The organism is Desulfomarina sp. (assembly GCF_054039375.1).
Window position 1 is genome coordinate 1 of record NZ_JBPLBA010000189.1, and the last position, 22,170, is coordinate 22,170.

Sequence of the window (22,170 nt, forward strand, 5' to 3'; positions counted from 1 at the left end):
CCAACTCTGCATTATTGTAAAACATTCCGATTACCCATGGTAATTACTCACAGGTACCGCAGCTTTTCACGGTCTCTTTTGTCCGCATAGTAGGCTATAGCGAACAAAAGAGCCTGCAAAAATCTGCTGCACCTGTGAGCAATTACACCGTCACAGGCTCCTCCCCGCCAAGTTTCTGCCAGCAGGCAATCATACTGAGTGCGGCCAGACCACTTTTTTCAGGCAGGGATGATCGAATCATATATTCCCGGTCGCTGTGATCGCTGCCACCGACCGGGCCCATACCGTCAATAACAGGAATCCCGACTGTGGCAATGGTGTTTGCATCAGAAACACCACTGCGCAGCTCTTCCACTACTGTGATCCCCATTGATTCAGCCTGCTCCCTGACAAGAGTAAAGAGTTCCCGATTGGTGTCAGTCTGTTCCATGGGGGGACGGGACGAGGTCTGCAACAGTACACTTCCGGTGCCGGCAATTGTTGAACTGCCTGCTATCCCGGCAATCTCTCCGGCCACCCTGCCACCATCCTTTTCGGAAAGAAACCGGGTATCAATCTCCGCCCGTGCCTTTTCGGCGACACTGTTCGGCCCCATTCCTCCCTGCACTTCACCCACATTAACGACAATTCCTCCTTCGGGATCATTGAGTTTTTCAAGGGCAATAATCTTGTGAGCCAGCTCAAGGATGGCACTGGCCTTATCCCGGCCCGCGAAAGCTGCATGGCCTGCTTTACCGGAGACATCCAGCCTGTATCCGGTTTTTCCCTTTCTCCCGGTCACCAGCTCCCCGTCCAGGCCACCGCACTCGAAAACCATGGCAGCATACGATTTTTCCGCCTCGGCAAGTATCAACGGCACCGATTCGAGAGATCCTGTTTCCTCATCCGAATTGCAGATAAAGGTAAGGGGAATGGTGTCAAGCAACCCACAATGGCAGAGGGCCCTGATGGCAGACACTGCAGCAACAAGCCCTCCCTTCATATCTATAACACCGGGACCTTTCACCAGCTGACCATCATCTTTATACCAGTTAAACGATGAATCCTCAGGAAAGACAGTATCCATATGCCCCACCAGAAGGAGCTGTTTCCTGCTTTTTCGGACTGCAGGGGAACGAAAAACCAGCTGGTTGCCCAGCTTATCACAAGGAACAATCTCAAGATCCATTCCGCATGGGATCAACTGTTCCGCAAGCAGACGGCCAACCCTGTCCACTCCTTTTTTAAACCTGGTAAAACTGGGTTGAAGAACCAGTTCCCGAAGCAGATGAAACTGGTCCGCTTCATCTCTTGCCAGAAACGACAGTATTTTCTCCCTCATTTTTCACACCGGTTGCTGAAGGCGAATATCTGCCGACCATAGACATCGGGATCAGCATCTGGATAACTGGCCTCTTCACCACTCCATGGTTTTTTCAGGATATAGTCATTTCCGACCCGTTCCACAACATTGGAGCGATGCAGGGGGATTTTCCCACCGGCTGTGGCAATATACCTGGGAATGGCATCCCCTGAGATATTACCGTACATGGATTCCACAATATCCCTGCCGATCTCCAGGGGAACCCTGAAATGACTGAACTGTGGATTTCTGTAACTGCAGTTAAAAATATAATACGGCCTTACATAGGATTCCTGTACCGTTTCACAGAGTTTCCACATCTTCTCCCTGGTATCATTTATCCCTTTGAGCAATACAGCCTGATTCAACACGGTAAAGGTTCTTTTGGACAATTGTCTGAATGCATCCCTTGAAACCGGAGTTATCTCCTGGGCCGTATTTATCTGGGTCACCACCCGGATTGGTTTTCTGTCACTGCTCTCCTCCAGGATATCCAGCAGTTCATTGTCAACCCGCATGGGCGCGGTGACAGGAATCCTGGTGCCCAGGCGTTTGATCTTCACATGGTCAATGGCATCAAGCTCAGCCAGCAGCCACTGCAGAAGAGAATTGGGCAGGACAAATGCATCTCCACCGGTTATCAGTACGTCCCGTATCCGTTCGTTTTTTCTTATGTAATCCAGGGCCTCACCGTATGCCTCTTTAGAATACATATGGTCTTTTCTGCCAATATGAGCAAGTCGCAGACAATGGGTACAATACATGGCACACATGTTCGTCACCTTGATGGTGAGCACCCTCGGGTAAAACTGGTCAATCAACCTGGCCGGAGAATGATCCGCAGCCACAGGCGGAATTTCAACACCTGCGTTGTCTATCATCTCGCCCGTCGGTACCGACTGAAGCATAATGGGATCATTGATCACTCCCGGCATGATAAGACTTGTGTAATAGGGTGTAAGACGCATCCTGTAGGACTCTGTTACCCGACCAATGGACTCGAGTACATCCTCCGGCAGATCAATCAGTTTTGCCAGCGTTGCCACGGAATCTACAGCATGACGGATCTGTCCCTGGAATGAATTCCAGTCTTCATCCGTCATCTTCAGCTCCGACTTGATTCTTGTTATATTTTCCTGAATCTGATCCCATTTTTCAATACCGCTCGGTGCAGCAATGTCTTTTGTGGCCAGATATTCCTCAACCCTGCTGTTGGCCTGCCCGGCTATGGGCAGGGCCCGCACCAGACGACCGCCGACCGAAACCATGTGTTCATCAATCTGCTGGTGTTTCATAGCAAGACGCTGAAGATCAGCGCTTGAAATACCAAAATCAGAGGGAACAGCTTTTTTCTGTCTGGCAGCCTCCAGCAGACAGGCAAACAGATCAATGATCGGTCCTGTCAGGTTTTCCTTTTCCGCCTTTGCAAAAAGTTTTTTTACTTCTTTCACATTTTCCGGTGACAGACCGGCACTGCCACTGTAACCGGTCTCCAGCTCTGCCAGAAGTTCGTTTGTATATGTATCCAGTTCCATCAGATCATTACCCATCTGTTTATTTGTTGATGTCATCCTCTTCTATGCTCCCTGCCGTTGTATTGTCTGTTTAATAAACCCTACCCCCTGACACAATCCCTCGTCCACGTCATTCCTGCAGCGCCCGACCGATACGACCCTGGACAGAAAAGTCCCCGGCATAACCTTGAGATTGGTGCCCAGATGCTCCAGGATAACGAAATCCTTGATCAGTTCTCCATTTGCCACTTTCCTGAATGTTTCCCGCTCGTAGGGATTCTGCGGGATGTACCCGTTGGTGACCAGCTCTTCCATTACCTTATAATTATATGTTCCCCAGTGGATTCTCCTGGAGTTCTCTTTCATTTCCACAGTCGTTTGCGGAAATCTGTTCTCCATGACTGCACAATATTCCAGTTCGGGAAGCATAGGTGATCCTTTCGGCAGATTCTGTTCAAGTGTAAAACAGAATTCGAGAGTCGTTCCCTGTTTTCTGGCGTTGATTTCCAGAAAAAAAATATTTCCCCCATGGTCAATCAGGTAATCACAGCCAAAAATCCCCCTGTAGCCTGCTCTACCCAGCAATTTCCCAACTGCTTTTGTGTATTCTCTCAGTTTCTTCTGCTGCGCGGATGTCGTCACAGAAGGGAAATGCGATCCAACAAACCGGTTGCCATCAACAATTGTCTGATCAGCAACACCTGCGATATAAACATCCTTTTCATTAGCAACCACAGCCAGCACCGTGGGATCAAGATCATGGGGAATATATCTTGTCACAAGGTATTCACAGGTGTCATCCGTGAATTTAGCGGCAACCTCCTCCTGGGTATGGGTCACCGCTGAATTTGCTCCGGCTGCTGAAAAAGCTTCACTTACAAAAATACCATCCGGCCATTGTTCCCTGAAAGAAGAGGTAAAACTCAGAAGTTCCTCAACCCCGCTGCAGACTTCACCGTCAATAAGAGGAACAATACCCCGCAGCTCTCTGAACTGAACGATCTTGTCATTATATTTTTGAGCAATCTTTTTGTCCGGCCCGAGAAGAATAACCCTGTCGAGGGAATCAAGACTCATTTCCATCAGACTCTCGTAAAGATTGATATAAATCTCATCCTGATTTTTTAAAACAGTTTCGATAAGCAACAAAACTGTTTCATTGTTTGACACGGCTGACATAAACCGGGGGCCGCTGATCCTGCAGCTTGTTTTGGGCGCGGCCGCAGCATTACTGAAGCTGTGATCCCCGATCATATCATTCCGGGCCACGGGGTTGATGACCATAATATTTGAAAAATTATACTGAAAACAGACATCCGGAACGATTGCAATAAATTCCACCTTCCGGCCGGGAAGCCTTTTCTCTAGAGCTTCCTGAACAAAATAATTGAGTGCATAATTTTTGAGGTCCCCGATATAGAGGAAATAGTACACTTCAGGATCATAGTTCAAATTAGAATATAAAATATCTCCGCCATGGATCTGCATATTCTTTACCCGATTTTATTATCATCTGAATCCCCCGCAATTGATCACGGTTTTTTTTCGACCTGCCTCTATTATAAATGTGCAACTGATCATTGGGGGTACTAACTATATTATTCTATTGCCTCTGAGCTGTAATTGTTCATAGAATCCATAACGTTTCACGGTCTATTTTGTCGACAGTCGACATTTTTAACTCGCCCGCTCTCTCCTCGGCAACATCAAATTTACTACTCACCTAAAGATGCTATTTTCGTACCTGTCTCCGTATAATGATCCCGGATACTTCTCTCTATCTCATCTGAATGACCGGAAATAATACTTGAAACAATTTTCATATGCCGACTGCCGATCTCTTCAGGTGTATAGAGGTTTGGCCAGTATCTGTAAAAGAGAACATGCAGTTTAAGGCTGAGCCGTTCAGTATATTCGATCAACTGCATATTTTTATTTTTACTGATGAGCATATTATGAAAATCATCACCGATTTTAACTACCATCTTTCGTTTGCCCTTTTCAGCATATCTTTCCATTTTTCCGGTCAGTTCTTCCAGAGTCTCAATCTCATCCGAGGAAAAGGAAGTTCTTGTCTCCATGATGGCATACCCCTCGAGCACACCCCGGGTAGTATAGGCGTCGATGATTTCTTTGGGAGACAGGTCCGCAACAAAATTTCCCACCTGGGCACGGTAATCAATAATACCATTGGCAATGAGTTCTTTCAGTGCTTCACGGACGGGAGCCCTGCTGACTCCCAGCTCCTTTGCCAGCAGACTCTCCTTGATTTTGTCGCCCGGTGAATATATTCCATCGAGAACCAGATCATAAATATGTTCGACAATCTGATCCTTGTATGTGGATTTGACAATCTTCAAAATATTTCCCTATCCTCAAAAACCATTCCAGCGCGGTTCAACCTCGTATGGAACAGTAAATAATGTCGACATTCGACTTTTCAGTACTTCCTTTTCATGGGTAATGCAAGAATTATTTCCTGAATTTGTCAAAGATTCGTAAACTATCCAAGATAAGGTAGTGGAATACAACCATAAAATTCACAACCGGATCTGCTGAGAAAAAATTAAATGCATCTCCGGAAAATGCTCACGCATTCAAAAATCTGTTTTTTTCTTTCACAAACCAACATATAAGGTACTATTAAATTTCCGGCTGCATATGAAACTCATATCAACAGCTCCGTGCACATGACAAAACAATTATCTGATCCATATAAACCGGCATGGCCGGAATCCGTGGCTCAGCCTCAAAAAATTAATGAAGATCCCGACTGCGGCGATACAACCTGCGGCTACGGATTTTCAGATAAACCGGCATGGCCGGAATCCATGGCTCGGCTACAAAAAACTAATGAAAAGCCCGACTGGGGCAGTTCGACATCCAGCCGCGGATTTTCAGATAAACTATCCGGCTATTTACTGCCACGCGCTTTGCTGTTTCTCCTCCTGCTCTTCTTCAATCTATTTCAGATACATCCGGATAGTGTTTTTTCCCAAAAAGAGCACGACCTGCCGATTCCTGAAAAAACTATTGAGAAACTGGCAATCATCACATCATTCCCACCTGAATTCTACCAGCCATTTATCAATTTATTCAATAAAATAAACCCATTAATCCAGGTCAGCATACTCAATAAGAAAACAACCGCTGCCCTGGCGGAAATCCAGCGGGGCAACCAGAGAAAATTTGACCTTTTCTGGTCTTCTTCCACCGATGCTTTCGAGGTGCTGCAGCAAACCGGCAGATTATTGCAATCCGGATTCCGCCTTCAATATCCCTCTCTTAAAATCAATGGGTTGAACCTCCAGAATCATGATGGATTTTTTTACAGTTTTGCCCTCTCCGGAGTCGGTTACATGTGGAACAACAGGTTTTTAAAAGAAAACCAACTTCCGACCCCAACCGGCTGGCACTCCCTCAGTGATCAAATCTATTATGGTCAGATTGCCATGTCGACCCCTTCCCGCTCGGGCACCACTCACTTGATTGTCGAGAGTATCCTGCAAAAGATGGGCTGGCAACAGGGTTGGGCTTACCTGATCAAGGCATCGGGAAATTTTAATACCATAACCGCAAGAAGTTTCAGTGTTCCTGAAGGAATCGTCAACGGGAGATTCGGGATTGGCCTCGTCATTGACTTCCTCGCCCAGAGACAGAAAACCCTGAATCCCGACATCCAGTTCGAATATGGAAAACCTGTTGTTCTCATTCCCGCTGGAATCGCACTCCTGAACGGAGCTGAAAATATTGGCCCCGCTGAGCAGTTCCTGGCCTTTGTTCTCTCGCCCGCCGGCCAGAAAATTCTTCTCTCCCCGGCTATCGGCCGTCTGCCTGTTCTGAAAAATATTTACTCAACAGAAAAAGAACAGATACCAAACCTTCTCAGTTATATAAACGGTAACAGAATCCAGGCTTATAACTCAGAACTGTCCAGAAACAGATATCATCTTGTGAACCAGCTTTTCGATCAACTGATCACATACAAGTTGCCCGAACGAAGAAAAATCTGGAAAAAACTCATTGAACTGCAGAAGAGTCCTGGAATTAAACAGACGATAAAGACAAAACTCACAGAAGAAATCACAACTCTCTTCAGTGCGCTACCCGTAACTGCGGAAGAATCAGTTGATACTGAACTGAACAACCTGTTGAACGGGAACTCTTTCAGGCCCCGGGAGAGTAACAGAAGGAGGAAACTGCTGAAAAACTGGTCCGATTTTGTTTCAGAACAACTTGAAAAAGCGGACAACCTGCTTGCAGGCAGCGGAGAAAATCAGTCGTCGCTCCATGATCAGGCCAACTACTAGCCGAAACATCTCATGGGAATCATGAAATTTATTCAATTGAAAACCTTCCCCACAGGAATATGGACCAGATTGCTGCTTGCCTTTTCTACAATCGGGATGATTACTGTCATTGTAGGAATATTGTCCATGCTCATTTTTCAACATTCGGAAGAACTTTTCCAGTCAATTACTAAACAGCACGTTCAGGAAGTTATCCAGGTAACAGATTTTGCGAAAATCGGGGGAGAAATCATTGCGGTGGCACCACGCCTTCTTTCGTCCCCCAACGACAGGGTTCGCACCGTCATCCAGCGTGATATTCAAAGCCTGCTGTTACGGATCAATAACCAGATTGTCCTTCTCAATACTGGCTCAACCGGATTAAAAAAAGAATTAAGAAAACTCGCCTCCAGGCTCAAAAGAAATCTAAAAGCCCTGCAGATGTCTGTATCCGGAAAACTGGATCTGGAAAAAGAACTCAATAAAAAAACAGAGCGACTGCGCTGGCTGTATGCCGATCTCATAGATGAAGTTGACCCACTGAACCAGGACTACACTTACAATTTTGACGCTGAGCTGGAAAAACTGATCGATACCGTCAAACAGAGAAAATCTAAAATTTTTCAAGACAGACTGCAGGCAAACAGACGCTCAAAAGAAACAATAGAAACAATCAGATCCAATGGTGTATTGCTGATCAGCCTGATGATCCAGGTTTCCACCTCGAACGATTTCGACCAGATCAAAAATCTGACATCACTGTCGGGAGATGCTATCACCCTGTTGCGTCAAGATATTAAAAAACTCCCTGGTGACGCAAGTACACTCACCCTTAAACAGATTCTGGATGAAATATTTTTTCTCGCTCAGGGCCCGCATTCTGTTTTTTCCATACGCACAAGAATCCTTGAAGGCGGTATACAGAGTCGGAATATACTGGAAAAAAACAATTTTTTAATCAGTAAACTCAAGAATATCATCCACGAGATAATCAATTCCACACAGCAGGAAACCCTGTCCGCAATGGAACGTTCCAAAAGGACAATGGAAAGAGCCAGATGGCTGCTGACTGGTATGGTCTGTCTCAGCCTTCTTATTGCCGGATCCGTCTTATGGTTTTATGTCAAAGGCAGCATTGTCGCCCGCCTGGCAACCCTGGGAAAAAGTATGGCAGCAATAGCCGAAGGTGACCTCACCTACGCGGTTCCTGAAGCAGGAAACGATGAAATTGGCAGGATGGCTGCAGCCCTGAGAGTCTTCAGAGATACTGCTTTGACAGTGGAGGAGACAAATGCCAAGGCAATTATAGACAATGCCGCCGTCGGCCTGGTTATTGCCAATCCTGACGGAATTATACATTTTTTTAATCCCATGGCGGTCTCTCTTTTCACTGCCGATGAAAAAGACATGGTAGGCAGCTCCCTCTACTCAATTGTTGACGAAGAAGACCGGGAACATTTTATAAATGCCTGCCAGGCAATCCTGAGAAATGAAAATGAATCAACAAGACAGTTTACTTTCACCGGTAGAAAAAGTGATGGCTCGACATTTCCAATAGATATTTCCATCAGCAGGGTCCAGCAGAGAAAAAGAAGCAGGCTGATGATCACTGTTCATGATGTCACGGAGCGAGAACAGGCCCAGCAACTGCTTAAAAAAAGAGTCAGGGAAAAAACGGATCATTTAAGCAGAATCAATGTCAGGTTGCGGCAGGAGATCAGAGAACGGCGAAAAGTGCAGAACGAACTGGTCCAGGCCGGTAAACTTGCCGCACTGGGACAGCTCTCCGCCGGTATAGCCCACGAAATGAATCAGCCCCTTTCCGCGATGCGCTATTATCTGCACAACGCGAAAAAATTGCTGGAAAGGGGTGCTGTTGACATTCACGAAAAAAACCTGGAGAAAATTGGCGAACTTATAGAACGGATGGCCAAAATGATCTCCCACCTGAAAACTTTTGCCCGCTGGCGGACAAATCGACTCAAAGCTGTTGATATCATAACTGTTCTAGAAAGAGCCCTGACACTCCTCACAGTCAAGATTGAAAATACCGGTGTGGACGTCACCAGAACGACGGGAACTGACAGCATAGCAGTATATGCAGATTCCATCAGACTTGAGCAGGTTTTTGTCAATGTCATCAGCAATGCCATTGATGCTGTCAGCAATAATGAGCAGGGGAACCGAAAGATCATTATTGAATTGACTGAAACCAGTGATACAGTTGTAACGGGGATCATTGACAACGGCAGTGGCATCGACCCGGAAAACCTGGAAACCGTATTCGATCCCTTTTTCACAACCAAGGAAGTCGGCAAGGGACTCGGCCTCGGACTGTCTATTTCTTTCAATATTATTAAGGGATTCGGTGGAACTATTGTCGCCAGCCAGGATAAAAACGGCTTCACAAGATTTTCCATTTCTCTCAAGAAAACCAGGGACTGAATGATGATTCCAATAGGTGAGATTTTTTTTGTTGACGATGAAGAAGAAATCCTTCTTGCCTGTCGACAGACTTTTGAGCTGGAAGGATATTCAATTACCACTTTCAGCTCTGCTGAAAAAGTACTGCCCCTCCTGCATGAAGACTGGATGGGAACAGTTATCACCGATGTGAAAATGCCGGGTATGAGTGGCCTGCAACTGCTCAATGAAATCAAAAAAATATCGGAAGATATTCCGGTTGTTATTCTGACCGGTCATGGTGATGTTCCCATGGCCATTGATGCCATGCAGTCAGGAGCCTATGATTTTCTTGAAAAACCTGCTCCACCTGAATATCTCCTTGATGTGGCCAGACGTGCCCTGGAAACAAGACGGCTCGGTCTTGAAAACCGTTCACTGAAGCATCGTCTGGAAACCGACTCAGACATAGAAACACGCATTATAGGTATTTCAGATGAAGTGCAGGAAATGCGAAGAATACTCTTATCCCTTGCCGTCATAGACGTCGATGTTCTTCTCATCGGAGAAACCGGAGTAGGTAAAGAACTCGCAGCAAATTGCCTCCATGACCTCGGCCACAGGCATACGGGTAGATTTATTCCCCTGAACTGCGGAGCGATTCCCGCAAATCTTGTTGAAAGTGAACTTTTCGGCCACGAAAAAGGAGCTTTCACCTCCGCCTCCAGACGTAGAATAGGAAAAATCGAACAGGCGCACGGAGGAACTCTTTTTCTTGACGAAATCGAATCCATGCCTCTGGAAATTCAGGTAAAACTTCTCCGCACCGTGCAGGAAAGAGTTATCGAAAGAGTTGGAGGCAGCCAGATGATCCCGGTTGATTTCCGCATTATTGCCGCCTCAAAGATTGACCTGAGAAAAGCAGTGAAAAAAGGTGCTTTCAGGGAAGACCTCTTTTACCGGTTAAATGTAGCCAGAATCACCATTCCTCCCCTGCGCAGAAGAAAAAAAGACATAATGCTCATCCTTCAGTATTTTATCTCCCTGACGGCAAAACAGTTCCAGAAAAAAGAGGTGCGAATTGATGCTGCAACCCGTGACAGACTTGAACACTATTTCTGGCCCGGCAATGTCAGAGAACTGCGCAACGTTGCCCAGCAACTCGTGCTTGGTCTTGAGCTGGATCTTGCAGAACCCTCCGCCCATTCTACAGACCAGATCCATTTTGAGCTCGGTTTTGATTATCTTGTCCAGGAATACGAGAAGAAAATTATAACAGAAGCGCTTGCCGTAAATGGGGGGAAAATAGAAAAAACAGCAAAAATGCTTGGCATTCCCCGCAAAAGGCTTTACCTCCGTATGCAGAAATTTGATCTGAAAAAGTGACGGGTCAATACTGACTCATTGCCGGTCATTCATGACCCGCCACCAGAAACTCCTTCCCCAATCACTGTCAAAATAAAATTTTTTTCCCATTTATTCAAAACACATACACCAACTTCGCGAAAATGGCACAATCCTTGTAAACAACCAGGCCATAATGTTCTTCAACCCCTTCTTCCTGCCGGCAGGAAGAAATAAAATGCCATAAAGGCACCGAAAACATGCAATAGGAGAAAATTATGCGTAAACTTCTGACCCTTGTTTCTGTTCTGTTCTTCGCCTTTTCCGGATTGGCCCAGGCCTCCTACCCGTCCAAACCGATCAAGATTATCGTCCCCTCCAAGGCCGGAGGATCCACCGACACCTCAGCAAGACTGTTTGTAAAAACCGCAAAGAAATACCTCAAAGGCGCTGATTTCGTCATTAAAAACGTTCCAGGATCCGGGGGGAAAAAAGGATTTGAAGAAATCGCCAGGGCAAAGCCTGACGGGTATACAATCGGCATGATGTTCACTACGCAGATTGTTTCCCATATCGTCTCCAAACGGGCAAAATACACGCTCGACAGTTTTCACATTATTGCCAACATGATGCAGGACCCGCTTATCATTGCCGTTCCGAAGGACAGTCCGATCAGAAACCTTCAGGATTTTATCAAGGCTGCCAAAGCAGCAAACCTCACGGTTGCGGTCAACGGTATCGGTTCTGATGATTTTGTCGCCGCAAAGAAATTTGAGAACCAGACCGGGGCAAAGTTCAACCTCATGCCCACCAAAGGATCCACCGAACAGAAATCACTCATTCTGGGTGGCCATATTGACGCATCATTCATGAACCTGACCCAGCTCCAGGCCCAGCACAAGGCCGGAACTGCGCGAATCATTGCCGTCATGGACTCAAAACGTTCAGAAATTCTCCCTGATGTCCCGACCGCTAAAGAGCAGGGACTGGATGTGAGCATGACTGCCACCAGAGGTTTTGTCGCTCCCGCCGGAATCAGCAAGAAAGTTGCAGCCACCCTGGACAAACTGCTGCAGGATGTCATGAGCGATCCTGAGTTCGTCGCCAACTGCAAAAAAGATGTCATGATCCTCCTGCCGATGAAGGGAGAGGATTATCGTAAATACCTTGTGGATCTTCAGGCTGAAACCCAGAAATTCTTTGATTCGACTCCCTGGTAAAAAACCATGACAAAACAAGCAACGGAACTTCTTCTCCTCAGTCTGTTTCTGATAATAGCCGTTCTGCTCTACAGGAGCACGGCGGCTTTTCCTGAAATGGTACAGCACTCCACCGCGACATATATACGATTCCTTGCCGTCTGTTTTGGTGGATTATGCCTTCTTGAAATTGTACTCTGGCTGAAAAAACAGAGCACCAGTGATAAGGGAAAAAACGGCCGTCTGAACATCACCGAAACGCCTGCCAGGTTCTGGGGGCTTCTTGTCCTGATGTTTGTCTACTCAATGCTGCTCGAACCATTGGGCTTCTATATCGGTTCTTTATTCTTTCTGCCGGCAGCCATGTACCTTCTGGGCACACGTAAAACATCCCATATAATATTTACTTCAGCAGGTGTACTTGTCTTTGTCTATCTTGTTTTTGACAGACTGCTCGGAGTTCCGTTGCCGGAAAGCTCCCTGTTTTAAGGTGGCCTTAAACAGAACTGCGGAGCCGTGAACAGCTCCGCAGTATGAATTGCATTTAGACATCAATTTCAACAACTATTGCCAAGGAAACAAAAATGATTCTCGATGCGCTGCAGGCCCTGATGACTCCCGTGTCACTCTTTGCCGTTTTTATCGGTACGGTTTCCGGTGTTCTGGTCGGCGGGATGCCCGGCCTCACCGCCACCATGGCTGTCGCCCTTCTGATCCCCGTAACTTTTGTTCTGGAACCGCTTACCGGACTCATTCTGATGGGTGGAGTATACTGCGGTGCAATGTATGGTGGTTCAATCCCGGCTATTCTGCTGCGAACACCAGGTACTCCTGCTGCCGTTGCCACTGCCATGGAAGGATATCCCATGAGCCGGAAAGGCAGGGGCGGACTCGCCCTGAAAGTCTCGGTGATTTCCAGTTTTATCGGTGGCGTCTTCTCTGTTTTCATCCTTCTGCTTGTCGCCCCGGTCCTGGCAATTTTCGCCCTGTCTTTCGGACCTCCCGAATACTTTCTCCTGGCCATCCTCGGACTCGTTGGAATTGTTTCCATGGCCGACGATGAAAACCGCCTGGTAAAGGCATTAATCTCAGGCCTCCTGGGACTAATCATTGCAGTGATCGGCACAGACCCCATTTCAGGAATGTTGCGTTACACCATGGATCTCACCGATCTCTATGACGGAGTGGCTTTCATGCCGGCCCTGATCGGTATGTTTTCAATTTCCCAAATGCTTGAATTGACCGGGACAAAAAACATTGTTTCCGATACTTCAATCCTGAAAAAAATAAAACGTGAACCGCTCCCGAAAGGACTGAAAAAATTTATCGGTCTTGGTTCCCTTACCGGAACTGTAGTAGGGATTCTCCCTGGAGAAGGAGCAACCATTGCAGCGTTCCTCTCCTATAATTTTGCCAGAAGACTGTCAAAAACACCGGAACTTTTCGGTAAAGGGAATCCGGAAGGTATCGCAGCGGCCGAAGCGGGAAACAACGGCTGCGTCGGGGGATCACTTATCCCCACTCTGACCCTCGGGATACCGGGTAACAGTGTTGCTGCAGCCCTGCTCGGCGGACTTCTCGTCCATGGGTTGATTCCCGGCCCGGAACTGTTTACTAAATATGGCGTGATGACTTATGGTTTTATCCTGTCACTTTTTCTTGCCAATATCGTTTTTCTGGTAGTCGGTCTGTTTATGGCGCCATATTTTGCCCGTATTTCCCTGACACCAACCGGACTGCTGATTCCGGTAGTCTGCCTGTTTTCCATCCTCGGCTCCTATGCAATGAACAACAGCATACTCGATATCTTTATCGCCCTGATCTGCGGAATCTCAGCTGTTATTCTCCATAAGACAGGCTTCTCGCTGGGAGCGTTGATTCTTGGCCTGATCCTGGGACCCATCGCGGAATCTGGATTTGCCCAGGCACTCATCATGGGACATGGCAGTTATTCCATATTTTTCAACCGTCCCCAGGCAATAGCCCTGTGGTTTGTAATTTTTCTGCTGCTCATTCCTCCGTTCCTGCAAATCATAAGGCACCACAGAAAGGGAGAAACTGCATCTCAAACCAAAACAGAAAAATAACGGAATCACTTCAACCTGAATCCGTGAATATTTGTCCGGGCAGCCTGCTTTTTTCAAACACATTGTTTTTTTCCAAGTGGTTCAAAAACACAATTCAAATTCATCCCTGCATACGTCAGGATCTCACAGGTTTCGGCAGGGAGGGGCCTGGCATCCCCTCCCTGCCATCTGGAAAAAGTTGTAATAGCTTGTTGCATACCGTAATATTAAATTTTTCGTAACTACTCACAGGGGTAGCAAATATGTGATTTTATTACCTCTGAACTGTAATTGCTCACAGGTGCCGCAGATTTTTGCAGGCTCTTTTGTTCGCTATAGCCCTACTATGCGGACAAAAGAGACCGTGAAAAGCTGGGGTACCTGTGAGTAATTACAATTTTTCCGGTTATTCATGAAACTCAGCCAGATTTTTTTGAACCCTCTGATTATTATGCCATGAAAAACAAACCCGCCTCTATATTTTTTGATAAAAACGACTATCAGCTTCTGCAAATTGTACGAGATGTTCTGGAACAGGGAAATAATTCTTCAGAGCTGCGGGTACTTCTTGGTGAACAGATGCATCCCCAGGGCATTCAGGAGATGGCGGCTCCTAAAGGATTGCGCATTGCCTATGCCATAGCCAGCCTGCTCGGTTCTTTCGAGAGCGGCAAGGCAAGTGACCGTATTAAAGCTCTGCGCTCGCTTCGGGACGAGGTTCTCCTGTCATCTGCTTCCAATTACAAATACAATACTGCCAGAGTTCTGATACAGATCATGAAAAACCTGCTCAGAAGTTCCGACAATGAACTCCGGCAACTGAAACTGGCCCATGATTTTCGCATGGTGTCCACCGGAAACCCACGTCTGGTGAGGGCAGAGCTGTCAAAATACCACCTGCTTGAAATGCCCGAGGAGTGGAACCAGTATGCCTTTGACGATCGCGTTCATGACGCCAATACAAAGGGACGGAAATCCCCGACACACCTGGTCATGGATGCCTGGATCAAGGGAATCAGATTTCTTGAAGTTGTCTACTATAATTTTGTCAGCCCGGAAGTGGTTGAAGAATTGATTGAAGCCAGCGCAATCCTTGATGTCAAAATTCAGGTGGGTATAGAAATGTCATGCCGTTTCCGGGATAAATATGTCCGGTTTACCTGGGAACCTCATGGATTTAACGCGAACCGTGCTTCGCTGAAATTTTTAAAGCAGGATGCGGTAAAAAAGCTGATGGAAGAGGGGCGTGCCGTTTCCCGTTACCAGCAGAAATATGTTTTCGAAGTTCTGGAAATCTTTAACGACAGGCATCGCAAATGGATAAATGATGAGTACGGGATTTCTTTTCCTGATATAGACAGCACAGACTTTCTTTCCTTCGTCGGTGCAGGACAGCCCTCAATCCTGCACCTGGCCCGCTTTATCCAGAACACACTGTTTTCATACCTCAAGAAAACATCCTCTCCTGCCGGGAAAGAACAGAGCAACGCCGGGAAGAAAGATCTCTGGGATCTGAGCGTTGAAAAGATTATTGAACAATTCCTTCTGCCGGGACAAAATCCCGAACTGCACGACCCGGGCCGACCACGCGAAAGCGAGGATCTCCCCGAATTACTCCGCCTGAAACCGAAAGCTCTGCTGCGCAGACTGCAGGCTTTACATTCAAGTTCCAGGTTTTCCCTCAACCTGAGTAATCTCTCAGCCCAGGACGTGTTGGAACTTCTTTATACCTGTAAAGGGATGATTACGCATATTGAAGCCTACAATCTCAAGGATGCGTCCCATGGTATGAATTCGGCCGTGGTTGTCGGTGAAAAGGGTGTAACCGGTGAAGCCGTTGATCTCAAAAGCCCAGATCAGCATTATTCCATTATCAGTGATCTTCAGACAGCTCTCAACGATGATAATGTCATCAGTCTGAAAAGATGTGTCCGCGCCATTATCTGGGATTTTGAAGAACAGTGCCATAACCAGAAAGAATATATTGAAACCCTGCCGGCCGACCAACCCGAAAAACAACTGGGCGAAGATCAACTGCGGAAAATGATTAACCGGAAACAACAACTGGTTGAAATATTATACAATCTCGAATCATTTCATAATTATTATATAAAAAGAATGCTTGGCTCCCGGATTGGCTCAGGCTCAACGGGACAGGCAGAACATCAGCATGGCATGGGCCTTGTAGTGGTTGACACCCTGCCTCCGAGAGCCCGCCGCACCGTGAATGAAGCCGTCATCCGACAGGAGCGGTCCTTTATTCCCATCAGTGCCTTACTCACCAAAAACTTCCATCGCCGGTGCTATGACCGCTCCGGGATGACCGGGAAAAATCGACCGTACAGGAAATTACCGTTAATTAACAGATCTGTTGACCAGCGCTGGCAGGACTGGAAACTTGACGGGTTTCTTGTACATCCAGGAACCCATGGGAATATTGCAACTCTTGGCGGTCTGGGGCGCCCCGGTGGTGCCGGCGGAAAAGCCGGGGAGGAAAAAGATGAAAAACGGCTCAGAACTTCCTTTAAATACCTGAACACCAACCTGAAAAACAGCCTGAAGGTCATTATTGGGTTTATTCCCGCCTTTCTTACCTTCAGCCTGACTAAAGACTGGTGGCTGCTTGCCTATTGTGGTGCCTTTATCTGGTTTGGCATAACAGGTACGAGAAATATTATTCAATCGGTCCTTGGCGGAGGCGGCATGAGACGCTCACCTCTATTGCCATGGAATTCCCTGGTCAGTTGGAGCCGTATTGCCGATTCTTTGTTATATACGGGCTTTTCAGTACCGCTTCTGGATTACCTCGTGAAAACAGTACTGCTTGAGAGGACCATGGGGATAACCGTAGCCACTGATCCGGTTTTACTTTATTCGGTTATGGGACTTGCCAACGGCTTATATATTTCAGGACACAATATTTTCCGGGGCTTGCCGAAAGCTGCCGCTGCCGGGAATTTCTTTCGCTCTATTCTGGCGATTCCGCTGGCTGTTTTATTGAATATTTTTATTGGAACTATTTTACAGTTTGCCGGTATTCCAGATATATCGACAGTTCTACAAAGATGGGCTGCCATCATTTCCAAATTTGCATCCGACTGTGTAGCGGCCGTTATCGAAGGACTGGCAGACAGGCAGGCAAATATTCGGGCGAGACTTGTGGCCTACCGGAACAAGATATCCCAGTTGTTTGCGGTGTTTGCCCGGCTGGAGGTACATTTTCCGGAAGAAGATGTACTTGAAATGCTGCAGTCACCAAAAATGACTATGGAAACTTTGAATTATGAGGCAAGAGAACAGGAAAAATTTATTATCGTCAATGCCCTGGATCTGATGTATTTCTGGTTGTATCAACCGCGGGCCCATAAAGCCCTGGCCATCATTTTTCAGCAGATGACAGAAGAGGAATGGCTTATTTTTTATCGTTCTCAGCTTGTTCTGAAAAGATATAAAGAGATCAGTCAGTTCTTTGTTGATGGTCTTGTTGGTAAAAATTTCTCCAGACCCCTCTCTTTTTACCTTGAAAGGTCCGAACAATACCTTCAGGATTTAAAGAAACTTGGTCTGAGCAGAAAATGGACCTGAATCGTTGACCGATTCGATTCCTTCTCTTTTCATGACATTGCTCACAACACGGTGAACATCGGCAAGACATCATTTTCCCGAGGGATTTTTGGTATGGCATTGACATGCCCCGTCTTTTTTTTCTCGCATAATTCGTTCCTGAATCGTTGACCTGCCGTTTTTAATCAGATCCTCTTCGATATCCTTCACCGAATAGCCAAAACAATAACAGATGCGTTTTTTCATACCTTCACCATAAACAGAAAGAGACACTCACCTGGCTAATTGTAGAGGGGAGAGATTCCAGGTGGCCTTTAATTAATAAGTAATTTATAATAAATATCCGGACAAAATACCCACACAAAAAAGAATCTGATTATGTACAACAGTCGGCCTGATCCTTGTGAGTCCGGGGAGGTGATTGTTTTATCAGGTGTATTTCAAAAATCATATTGTACTGATTAAAAAACAATCCGGCTGAGTTCCACAGGAATCAGAGAGAAGAAAAAAGGAAAAAATGGAAAAGATACAAGTTAAAAATCCTGTCGTTGAACTCGACGGCGATGAAATGACAAGAATCATATGGAAATTCATCAAAGAAAAACTGATTCTTCCCTATCTTGATGTGGATCTGAAATATTACGACCTTTCTATCCAGAAAAGAGATGCCACTGAAGACCGTATCACCATTGAGGCGGCTGAAGCCATTAACCGTTATCGAGTTGGTATAAAATGCGCGACCATCACTCCCGACGAGGCACGGGTCAGTGAATTCAACCTGAAACAGATGTGGCGCTCGCCTAACGGGACTATCCGCAATATAATAGGCGGTACCGTCTTCAGGCAACCGATTCTCTGCAGCAATATCCCGCGACTTGTCCCGGGCTGGACAAAACCGATTGTCATCGGCCGTCACGCCTTTGGAGACCAGTATAAGGCCACTGACTTTCTTGTCCCCGGTGCCGGTAAACTCATTATGAGATTTGAACCAGCGGACGGAGGTGAAACCATTGAACATGAAGTATTTGACTTTCCCGATTCCGGTTGCGCCATGGGAATGTACAATCTCGATGCCTCAATCCGTGGTTTTGCCCGCTCCTGCATGAATTACGGGCTCAATCTCGGATGGCCTGTATATCTCTCCACCAAAAATACTATCCTTAAAAAATATGACGGCCGGTTCAAAGATATCTTCCAGGAGGTTTTTGATCACGAATTCAAAGAGAAATTCGACAAGGCGGGAATCACCTACGAGCACCGGCTCATAGATGACATGGTGGCCTCCGCCCTGAAGTGGGAAGGCGGTTTTGTCTGGGCCTGTAAAAATTATGACGGAGATGTTCAGTCGGATACCGTTGCCCAGGGCTTCGGTTCCCTCGGACTGATGACATCGGTACTCATGACAGAAGACGGGGGCACAGTTGAGGCTGAAGCCGCCCACGGAACAGTCACACGCCACTACCGTGAACACCAGAAGGGAAATAAAACTTCAACAAACCCTATAGCATCGATTTTCGCCTGGACCCGCGGCCTCTGGTATCGCGGAAAGTTTGATGAAACACCTCAGGTCATGCATTTTACAGAAACCCTCGAGAAGGTCTGTGTTGACACAGTGGAATCCGGCTTTATGACCAGGGACCTTGCCTTGCTCGTCGGTGGAGACCAGACATATCTCACCACTGAGGAATTTCTGGCCAAACTCGATGAAAACCTGAAAAGAGCATTAAGGGTATCTTGAACAATCAATTTTTAAGAGCCGGGAAATAAGAAAGCCTCATATCAGTCATCAGTGAGTATTTCTCATTTCCCGGCAACACTGAGTACAGGCGAAAAGACTATTGCCGGATGGACACAGGTTAAAATTGTTTTTTTCAATCAAGGACTTTTCTGATCAGTGCCGCAATGTCCTTTTTCGAAAGAGGCTTCAGGGCAAACTCCCTGATACCCATCGACTTTGCTTTGGCCTCTGAGACTACTGTTGAATAGCCAGTACAGAGAATAATGGGGATATCTGGTCGTATCAGCATCATCTTTCTCGCCAGCTCTGTGCCGGTCATGCCAGGCATTGTCTGGTCAGTGATGACCACATCAAACTGGTCCGGCTGGTTCTGAAAAGTTTCCAATGCGGTCAGGCTGTCCGTCCTCACCGTCACCCGATAACCCAGTCGTTTCAGAACATCCCTGCCCATTTCCGCAAGAATGTCCTCATCATCAATAAATAAAATTCTCTCATTCCCGGATGCCAGGGATTCCGCCCAATTCTTTCCGGGTGTCACTTCCCTGTTGCCTACCGGGAAAAACACATGGACGGCAGTGCCTTTTCCAGGCTCACTTTCCAGTAAAATAAATCCCCCGTAACTTTTTACAATACCATGAACAGTGGCCAGTCCCATACCTGTTCCCTTCCCCTGCTCCTTGGTTGTAAAATATGGGTCAAATATTCTGTCCCTGATTGCAGGGGAAATCCCCTGCCCCGTATCCCTGACGATCAGTTCTATGTACACTCCGGCTTTGCCGGAAAGTTCCTGTTCTTTAATGGTTTTTTCATCAAGGATTTTTTCCTGCAGAATAATATCAAGTGTACCACCGTTTTCCTCCATGGCATGAAATGCATTGGTGCAGAGATTCATTATAACTTGATGAACACGGGTGGGATCCACAAAAATAGTCTCAACATGGGGAGAAATTTCACTGTTTATTTTGATTGTCGACGGCAGAGAGGGCCGTAACATCTTAATTACTTCATTGACTATAGTCGCCGGTTGCACATGTATGCATTGCGTGTCCGCCTGACGGCTGAAAGAGAGAATCTGCTGCACAAGCTCTTTCGCCCGAAATCCCGCATCCAGAACCTTTTCAAGGTCTTTTGCCACGGATGAATCCGGGGGGCTGTCATCCTTTGCCATCTCGGCATACCCCAGGATTGCTGCAAGAATATTATTGAAATCATGGGCTATACCTCCGGCGAGAGTACCGATTGCCTCCATTTTCTGCGCCTGCTGTAACTGTTTCTGTAATCTCTCAAAGGCATCCGCAGCCCGTTTTCGTTCATCAACCATGGTGTTTGCCGAACGGGCAAGCTGTTTAAATTCAGAAAAATATACCGACTCATCACTGATCCTGGCAGATTCCGTAACCGCCTGTTCAAAAAAATAGCTGAAAATTGCAATATTCTTTGCGATTTTTCTAGAGATAATCCTCGATATAAAACAGATGCAGACAAAAGAGGTGACAAGGATAGCCAGTATGGTCAGTATGGATGCTCTAATCTTTCTGCCGAGAGCCTTCTGTCTCGCCATAATCACATCGTTGATCGAATCCACATAAAGTCCGGCGCCAACCATCCAGTTCCAATCTTTTACAGCTTTTGCGTAACCGATTTTTGCGGCGGGTTTTCCGGTTGACGGCCTGATAGTCCCCACATAATCCAGATACCCTCCGCCCTCCTTCTGGCTTATCTCAATCAGTTTCCGGACAACATACTGACCGCTTGAATCCTTGAAGTTCCAACGATTGACACCGATATTCTTCTCTTTGAAATGTGCGAGAGTATTGGCGTGAAAGTCATAAACAAAGATATAGCCGTCACGGCCGAAACGAATTTTATTGATCCATTCCAGGACATCTCTCTGAATATTTTTCCGATAATCCTCCAGGTACTCACCAGTACCAATCCACCAGTTAAGCGGTTTGAAAACCTTACTGAAACCAATTTTTTCCGACATGACATCCCGTCTGTCCGGTTTGTACCAGTACCAGTGCAGAAATCCTTCCCCCTTTTCCTGCAGAATACGGACAAACCTGCGGATATTATAGTCTCCTCTGCTGTCCTTCAGATTCCACAGATTCCGCCCTTCAAGTTTCGGGAATGCCGGGAGTAGAATATTATTGCCTTTCATATCATAAATGAAAAAATAACCGCGATTATCATTAAACCGGAGGGGACGAAGTGCTTCCCTGATAAGGGTCTTTATCTCTTCATCACTTTTTTGGCTGTGGTGGGTCTTATAAAGATTTTCAGCCAAGGCAATCGCCTCAAAAACCCTTGATTTTATATTTTTTTTAAGTTTTTCCTCCGTAGTCGCCCGTTGAAAATTCACGTAATTCAACACACGATCAACCTCATTTTTAATCTCCTTTTTCCGGGCAATGTAATATTTGGTTTTTAATCCGGACAGCTCATCGTTGAATTTTCTGTATTCCTGAAAAATCCAGAATGACCCAACTTGAGTTTTCGGTTTGCAGGCATATTTTGGATCAATCGTGAAAATTTTTTCCTGTATTTCCGGCTGGTTGATTTTTGGGATACCGCTGAAATGTCTCGAGTTGTGGGCACACGCGTAGCAATATATCTCTTGACCAATATGGATTTCGCATTTATCATGATGGGCAATCATGTACTTGCGAAAAACACAGAGAAAGAACAAAGACGGTTCCGTTACCGCCTAC

At 46.4% G+C, this 22,170-nt stretch carries 14 protein-coding genes; 8 read left to right on the plus strand and 6 right to left on the minus strand.

Annotated elements, in window-relative coordinates:
- Positions 1-142: 142 nt before the first annotated feature.
- The 4 genes from ACXLDX_RS10945 to ACXLDX_RS10960 form a co-directional block, all read right to left on the minus strand.
- A complete protein-coding gene (locus tag ACXLDX_RS10945) occupies positions 143-1,321 on the minus strand; it encodes a M20 family metallopeptidase (RefSeq protein WP_457577218.1) in 1,179 nt (392 codons plus the stop codon).
- Entirely contained in the window at positions 1,318-2,913 is a 1,596-nt protein-coding gene (locus tag ACXLDX_RS10950; protein ID WP_457577219.1) for a KamA family radical SAM protein, read from the minus strand. The genes ACXLDX_RS10945 and ACXLDX_RS10950 overlap by 4 nt, the downstream gene beginning before the upstream one ends.
- 6 nt (positions 2,914-2,919) lie before the next feature.
- Complete coding sequence (locus ACXLDX_RS10955; protein ID WP_457577220.1) at positions 2,920-4,344, minus strand: ATP-grasp domain-containing protein; 1,425 nt, start codon at positions 4,342-4,344, stop codon at positions 2,920-2,922.
- Positions 4,345-4,571: 227 nt separating this feature from the next.
- A complete protein-coding gene (locus ACXLDX_RS10960) occupies positions 4,572-5,216 on the minus strand; it encodes a GntR family transcriptional regulator (RefSeq protein WP_457577221.1) in 645 nt (214 codons plus the stop codon).
- A 330-nt stretch (positions 5,217-5,546) separates the two neighbouring features.
- Here ACXLDX_RS10960 and ACXLDX_RS10965 point away from each other — a divergent pair, with 330 nt between their 5' ends.
- From ACXLDX_RS10965 to ACXLDX_RS10995, 7 genes are all read left to right on the plus strand, one after another.
- Positions 5,547-7,166, plus strand: a complete 1,620-nt coding sequence (locus ACXLDX_RS10965) for an ABC transporter substrate-binding protein (RefSeq protein WP_457577222.1) — start codon at positions 5,547-5,549, stop codon at positions 7,164-7,166.
- A gap of 12 nt (positions 7,167-7,178) precedes the next feature.
- Positions 7,179-9,590: an ATP-binding protein gene (locus ACXLDX_RS10970; protein WP_457577223.1), complete on the plus strand. Its 2,412-nt coding sequence runs from the start codon at positions 7,179-7,181 to the stop codon at positions 9,588-9,590.
- Positions 9,591-10,934 carry a sigma-54-dependent transcriptional regulator gene (locus ACXLDX_RS10975; protein ID WP_457577224.1) on the plus strand — a complete coding sequence of 448 codons (1,344 nt, stop codon included), beginning with the start codon at positions 9,591-9,593 and terminating at the stop codon, positions 10,932-10,934.
- A gap of 236 nt (positions 10,935-11,170) precedes the next feature.
- On the plus strand, positions 11,171-12,112 hold the full coding sequence (locus ACXLDX_RS10980) for a Bug family tripartite tricarboxylate transporter substrate binding protein (RefSeq protein ID WP_457577225.1): 942 nt from the start codon (positions 11,171-11,173) through the stop codon (positions 12,110-12,112).
- A 6-nt stretch (positions 12,113-12,118) separates the two neighbouring features.
- On the plus strand, positions 12,119-12,580 hold the full coding sequence (locus ACXLDX_RS10985) for a tripartite tricarboxylate transporter TctB family protein (protein ID WP_457577226.1): 462 nt from the start codon (positions 12,119-12,121) through the stop codon (positions 12,578-12,580).
- Between the two features lie 95 nt (positions 12,581-12,675).
- Positions 12,676-14,178: a tripartite tricarboxylate transporter permease gene (locus ACXLDX_RS10990; RefSeq protein WP_457577227.1), complete on the plus strand. Its 1,503-nt coding sequence runs from the start codon at positions 12,676-12,678 to the stop codon at positions 14,176-14,178.
- Positions 14,179-14,613: 435 nt separating this feature from the next.
- Positions 14,614-17,742, plus strand: coding sequence for a hypothetical protein (locus ACXLDX_RS10995; protein ID WP_457577228.1), 3,129 nt, complete (start codon positions 14,614-14,616; stop codon positions 17,740-17,742).
- Here ACXLDX_RS10995 and ACXLDX_RS11000 read toward each other — a convergent pair.
- Positions 17,707-17,967 (minus strand): bacterioferritin-associated ferredoxin, encoded by a 261-nt coding sequence (locus ACXLDX_RS11000; RefSeq protein ID WP_457577229.1) that lies wholly within the window; start codon positions 17,965-17,967, stop codon positions 17,707-17,709. The two genes, ACXLDX_RS10995 and ACXLDX_RS11000, sit on opposite strands and share 36 nt — an antisense overlap.
- 271 nt (positions 17,968-18,238) lie before the next feature.
- Here ACXLDX_RS11000 and ACXLDX_RS11005 point away from each other — a divergent pair, with 271 nt between their 5' ends.
- Positions 18,239-19,459, plus strand: coding sequence for an NADP-dependent isocitrate dehydrogenase (locus ACXLDX_RS11005; protein ID WP_457577230.1), 1,221 nt, complete (start codon positions 18,239-18,241; stop codon positions 19,457-19,459).
- Between the two features lie 133 nt (positions 19,460-19,592).
- On the opposite strand, the gene ACXLDX_RS11010 is transcribed toward ACXLDX_RS11005, so the two are convergent.
- Positions 19,593-22,148, minus strand: coding sequence for a cache domain-containing protein (locus ACXLDX_RS11010; protein WP_457577231.1), 2,556 nt, complete (start codon positions 22,146-22,148; stop codon positions 19,593-19,595).
- Positions 22,149-22,170: the final 22 nt, after the last annotated feature.

Coding starts and splice junctions, on each gene's coding strand:
- ACXLDX_RS10945 (WP_457577218.1), bottom strand. CDS start 1,321: ATGAGGGAGAAAATACTGTCGTTTCTGGCAAGAGATGAAGCGGACCAG.
- ACXLDX_RS10950 (WP_457577219.1), bottom strand. CDS start 2,913: ATGACATCAACAAATAAACAGATGGGTAATGATCTGATGGAACTGGAT.
- ACXLDX_RS10955 (WP_457577220.1), bottom strand. CDS start 4,344: ATGCAGATCCATGGCGGAGATATTTTATATTCTAATTTGAACTATGAT.
- ACXLDX_RS10965 (WP_457577222.1), top strand. CDS start 5,547: ATGACAAAACAATTATCTGATCCATATAAACCGGCATGGCCGGAATCC.
- ACXLDX_RS10970 (WP_457577223.1), top strand. CDS start 7,179: ATGGGAATCATGAAATTTATTCAATTGAAAACCTTCCCCACAGGAATA.
- ACXLDX_RS10975 (WP_457577224.1), top strand. CDS start 9,591: ATGATGATTCCAATAGGTGAGATTTTTTTTGTTGACGATGAAGAAGAA.
- ACXLDX_RS10980 (WP_457577225.1), top strand. CDS start 11,171: ATGCGTAAACTTCTGACCCTTGTTTCTGTTCTGTTCTTCGCCTTTTCC.
- ACXLDX_RS10985 (WP_457577226.1), top strand. CDS start 12,119: ATGACAAAACAAGCAACGGAACTTCTTCTCCTCAGTCTGTTTCTGATA.
- ACXLDX_RS10990 (WP_457577227.1), top strand. CDS start 12,676: ATGATTCTCGATGCGCTGCAGGCCCTGATGACTCCCGTGTCACTCTTT.
- ACXLDX_RS10995 (WP_457577228.1), top strand. CDS start 14,614: ATGAAAAACAAACCCGCCTCTATATTTTTTGATAAAAACGACTATCAG.
- ACXLDX_RS11005 (WP_457577230.1), top strand. CDS start 18,239: ATGGAAAAGATACAAGTTAAAAATCCTGTCGTTGAACTCGACGGCGAT.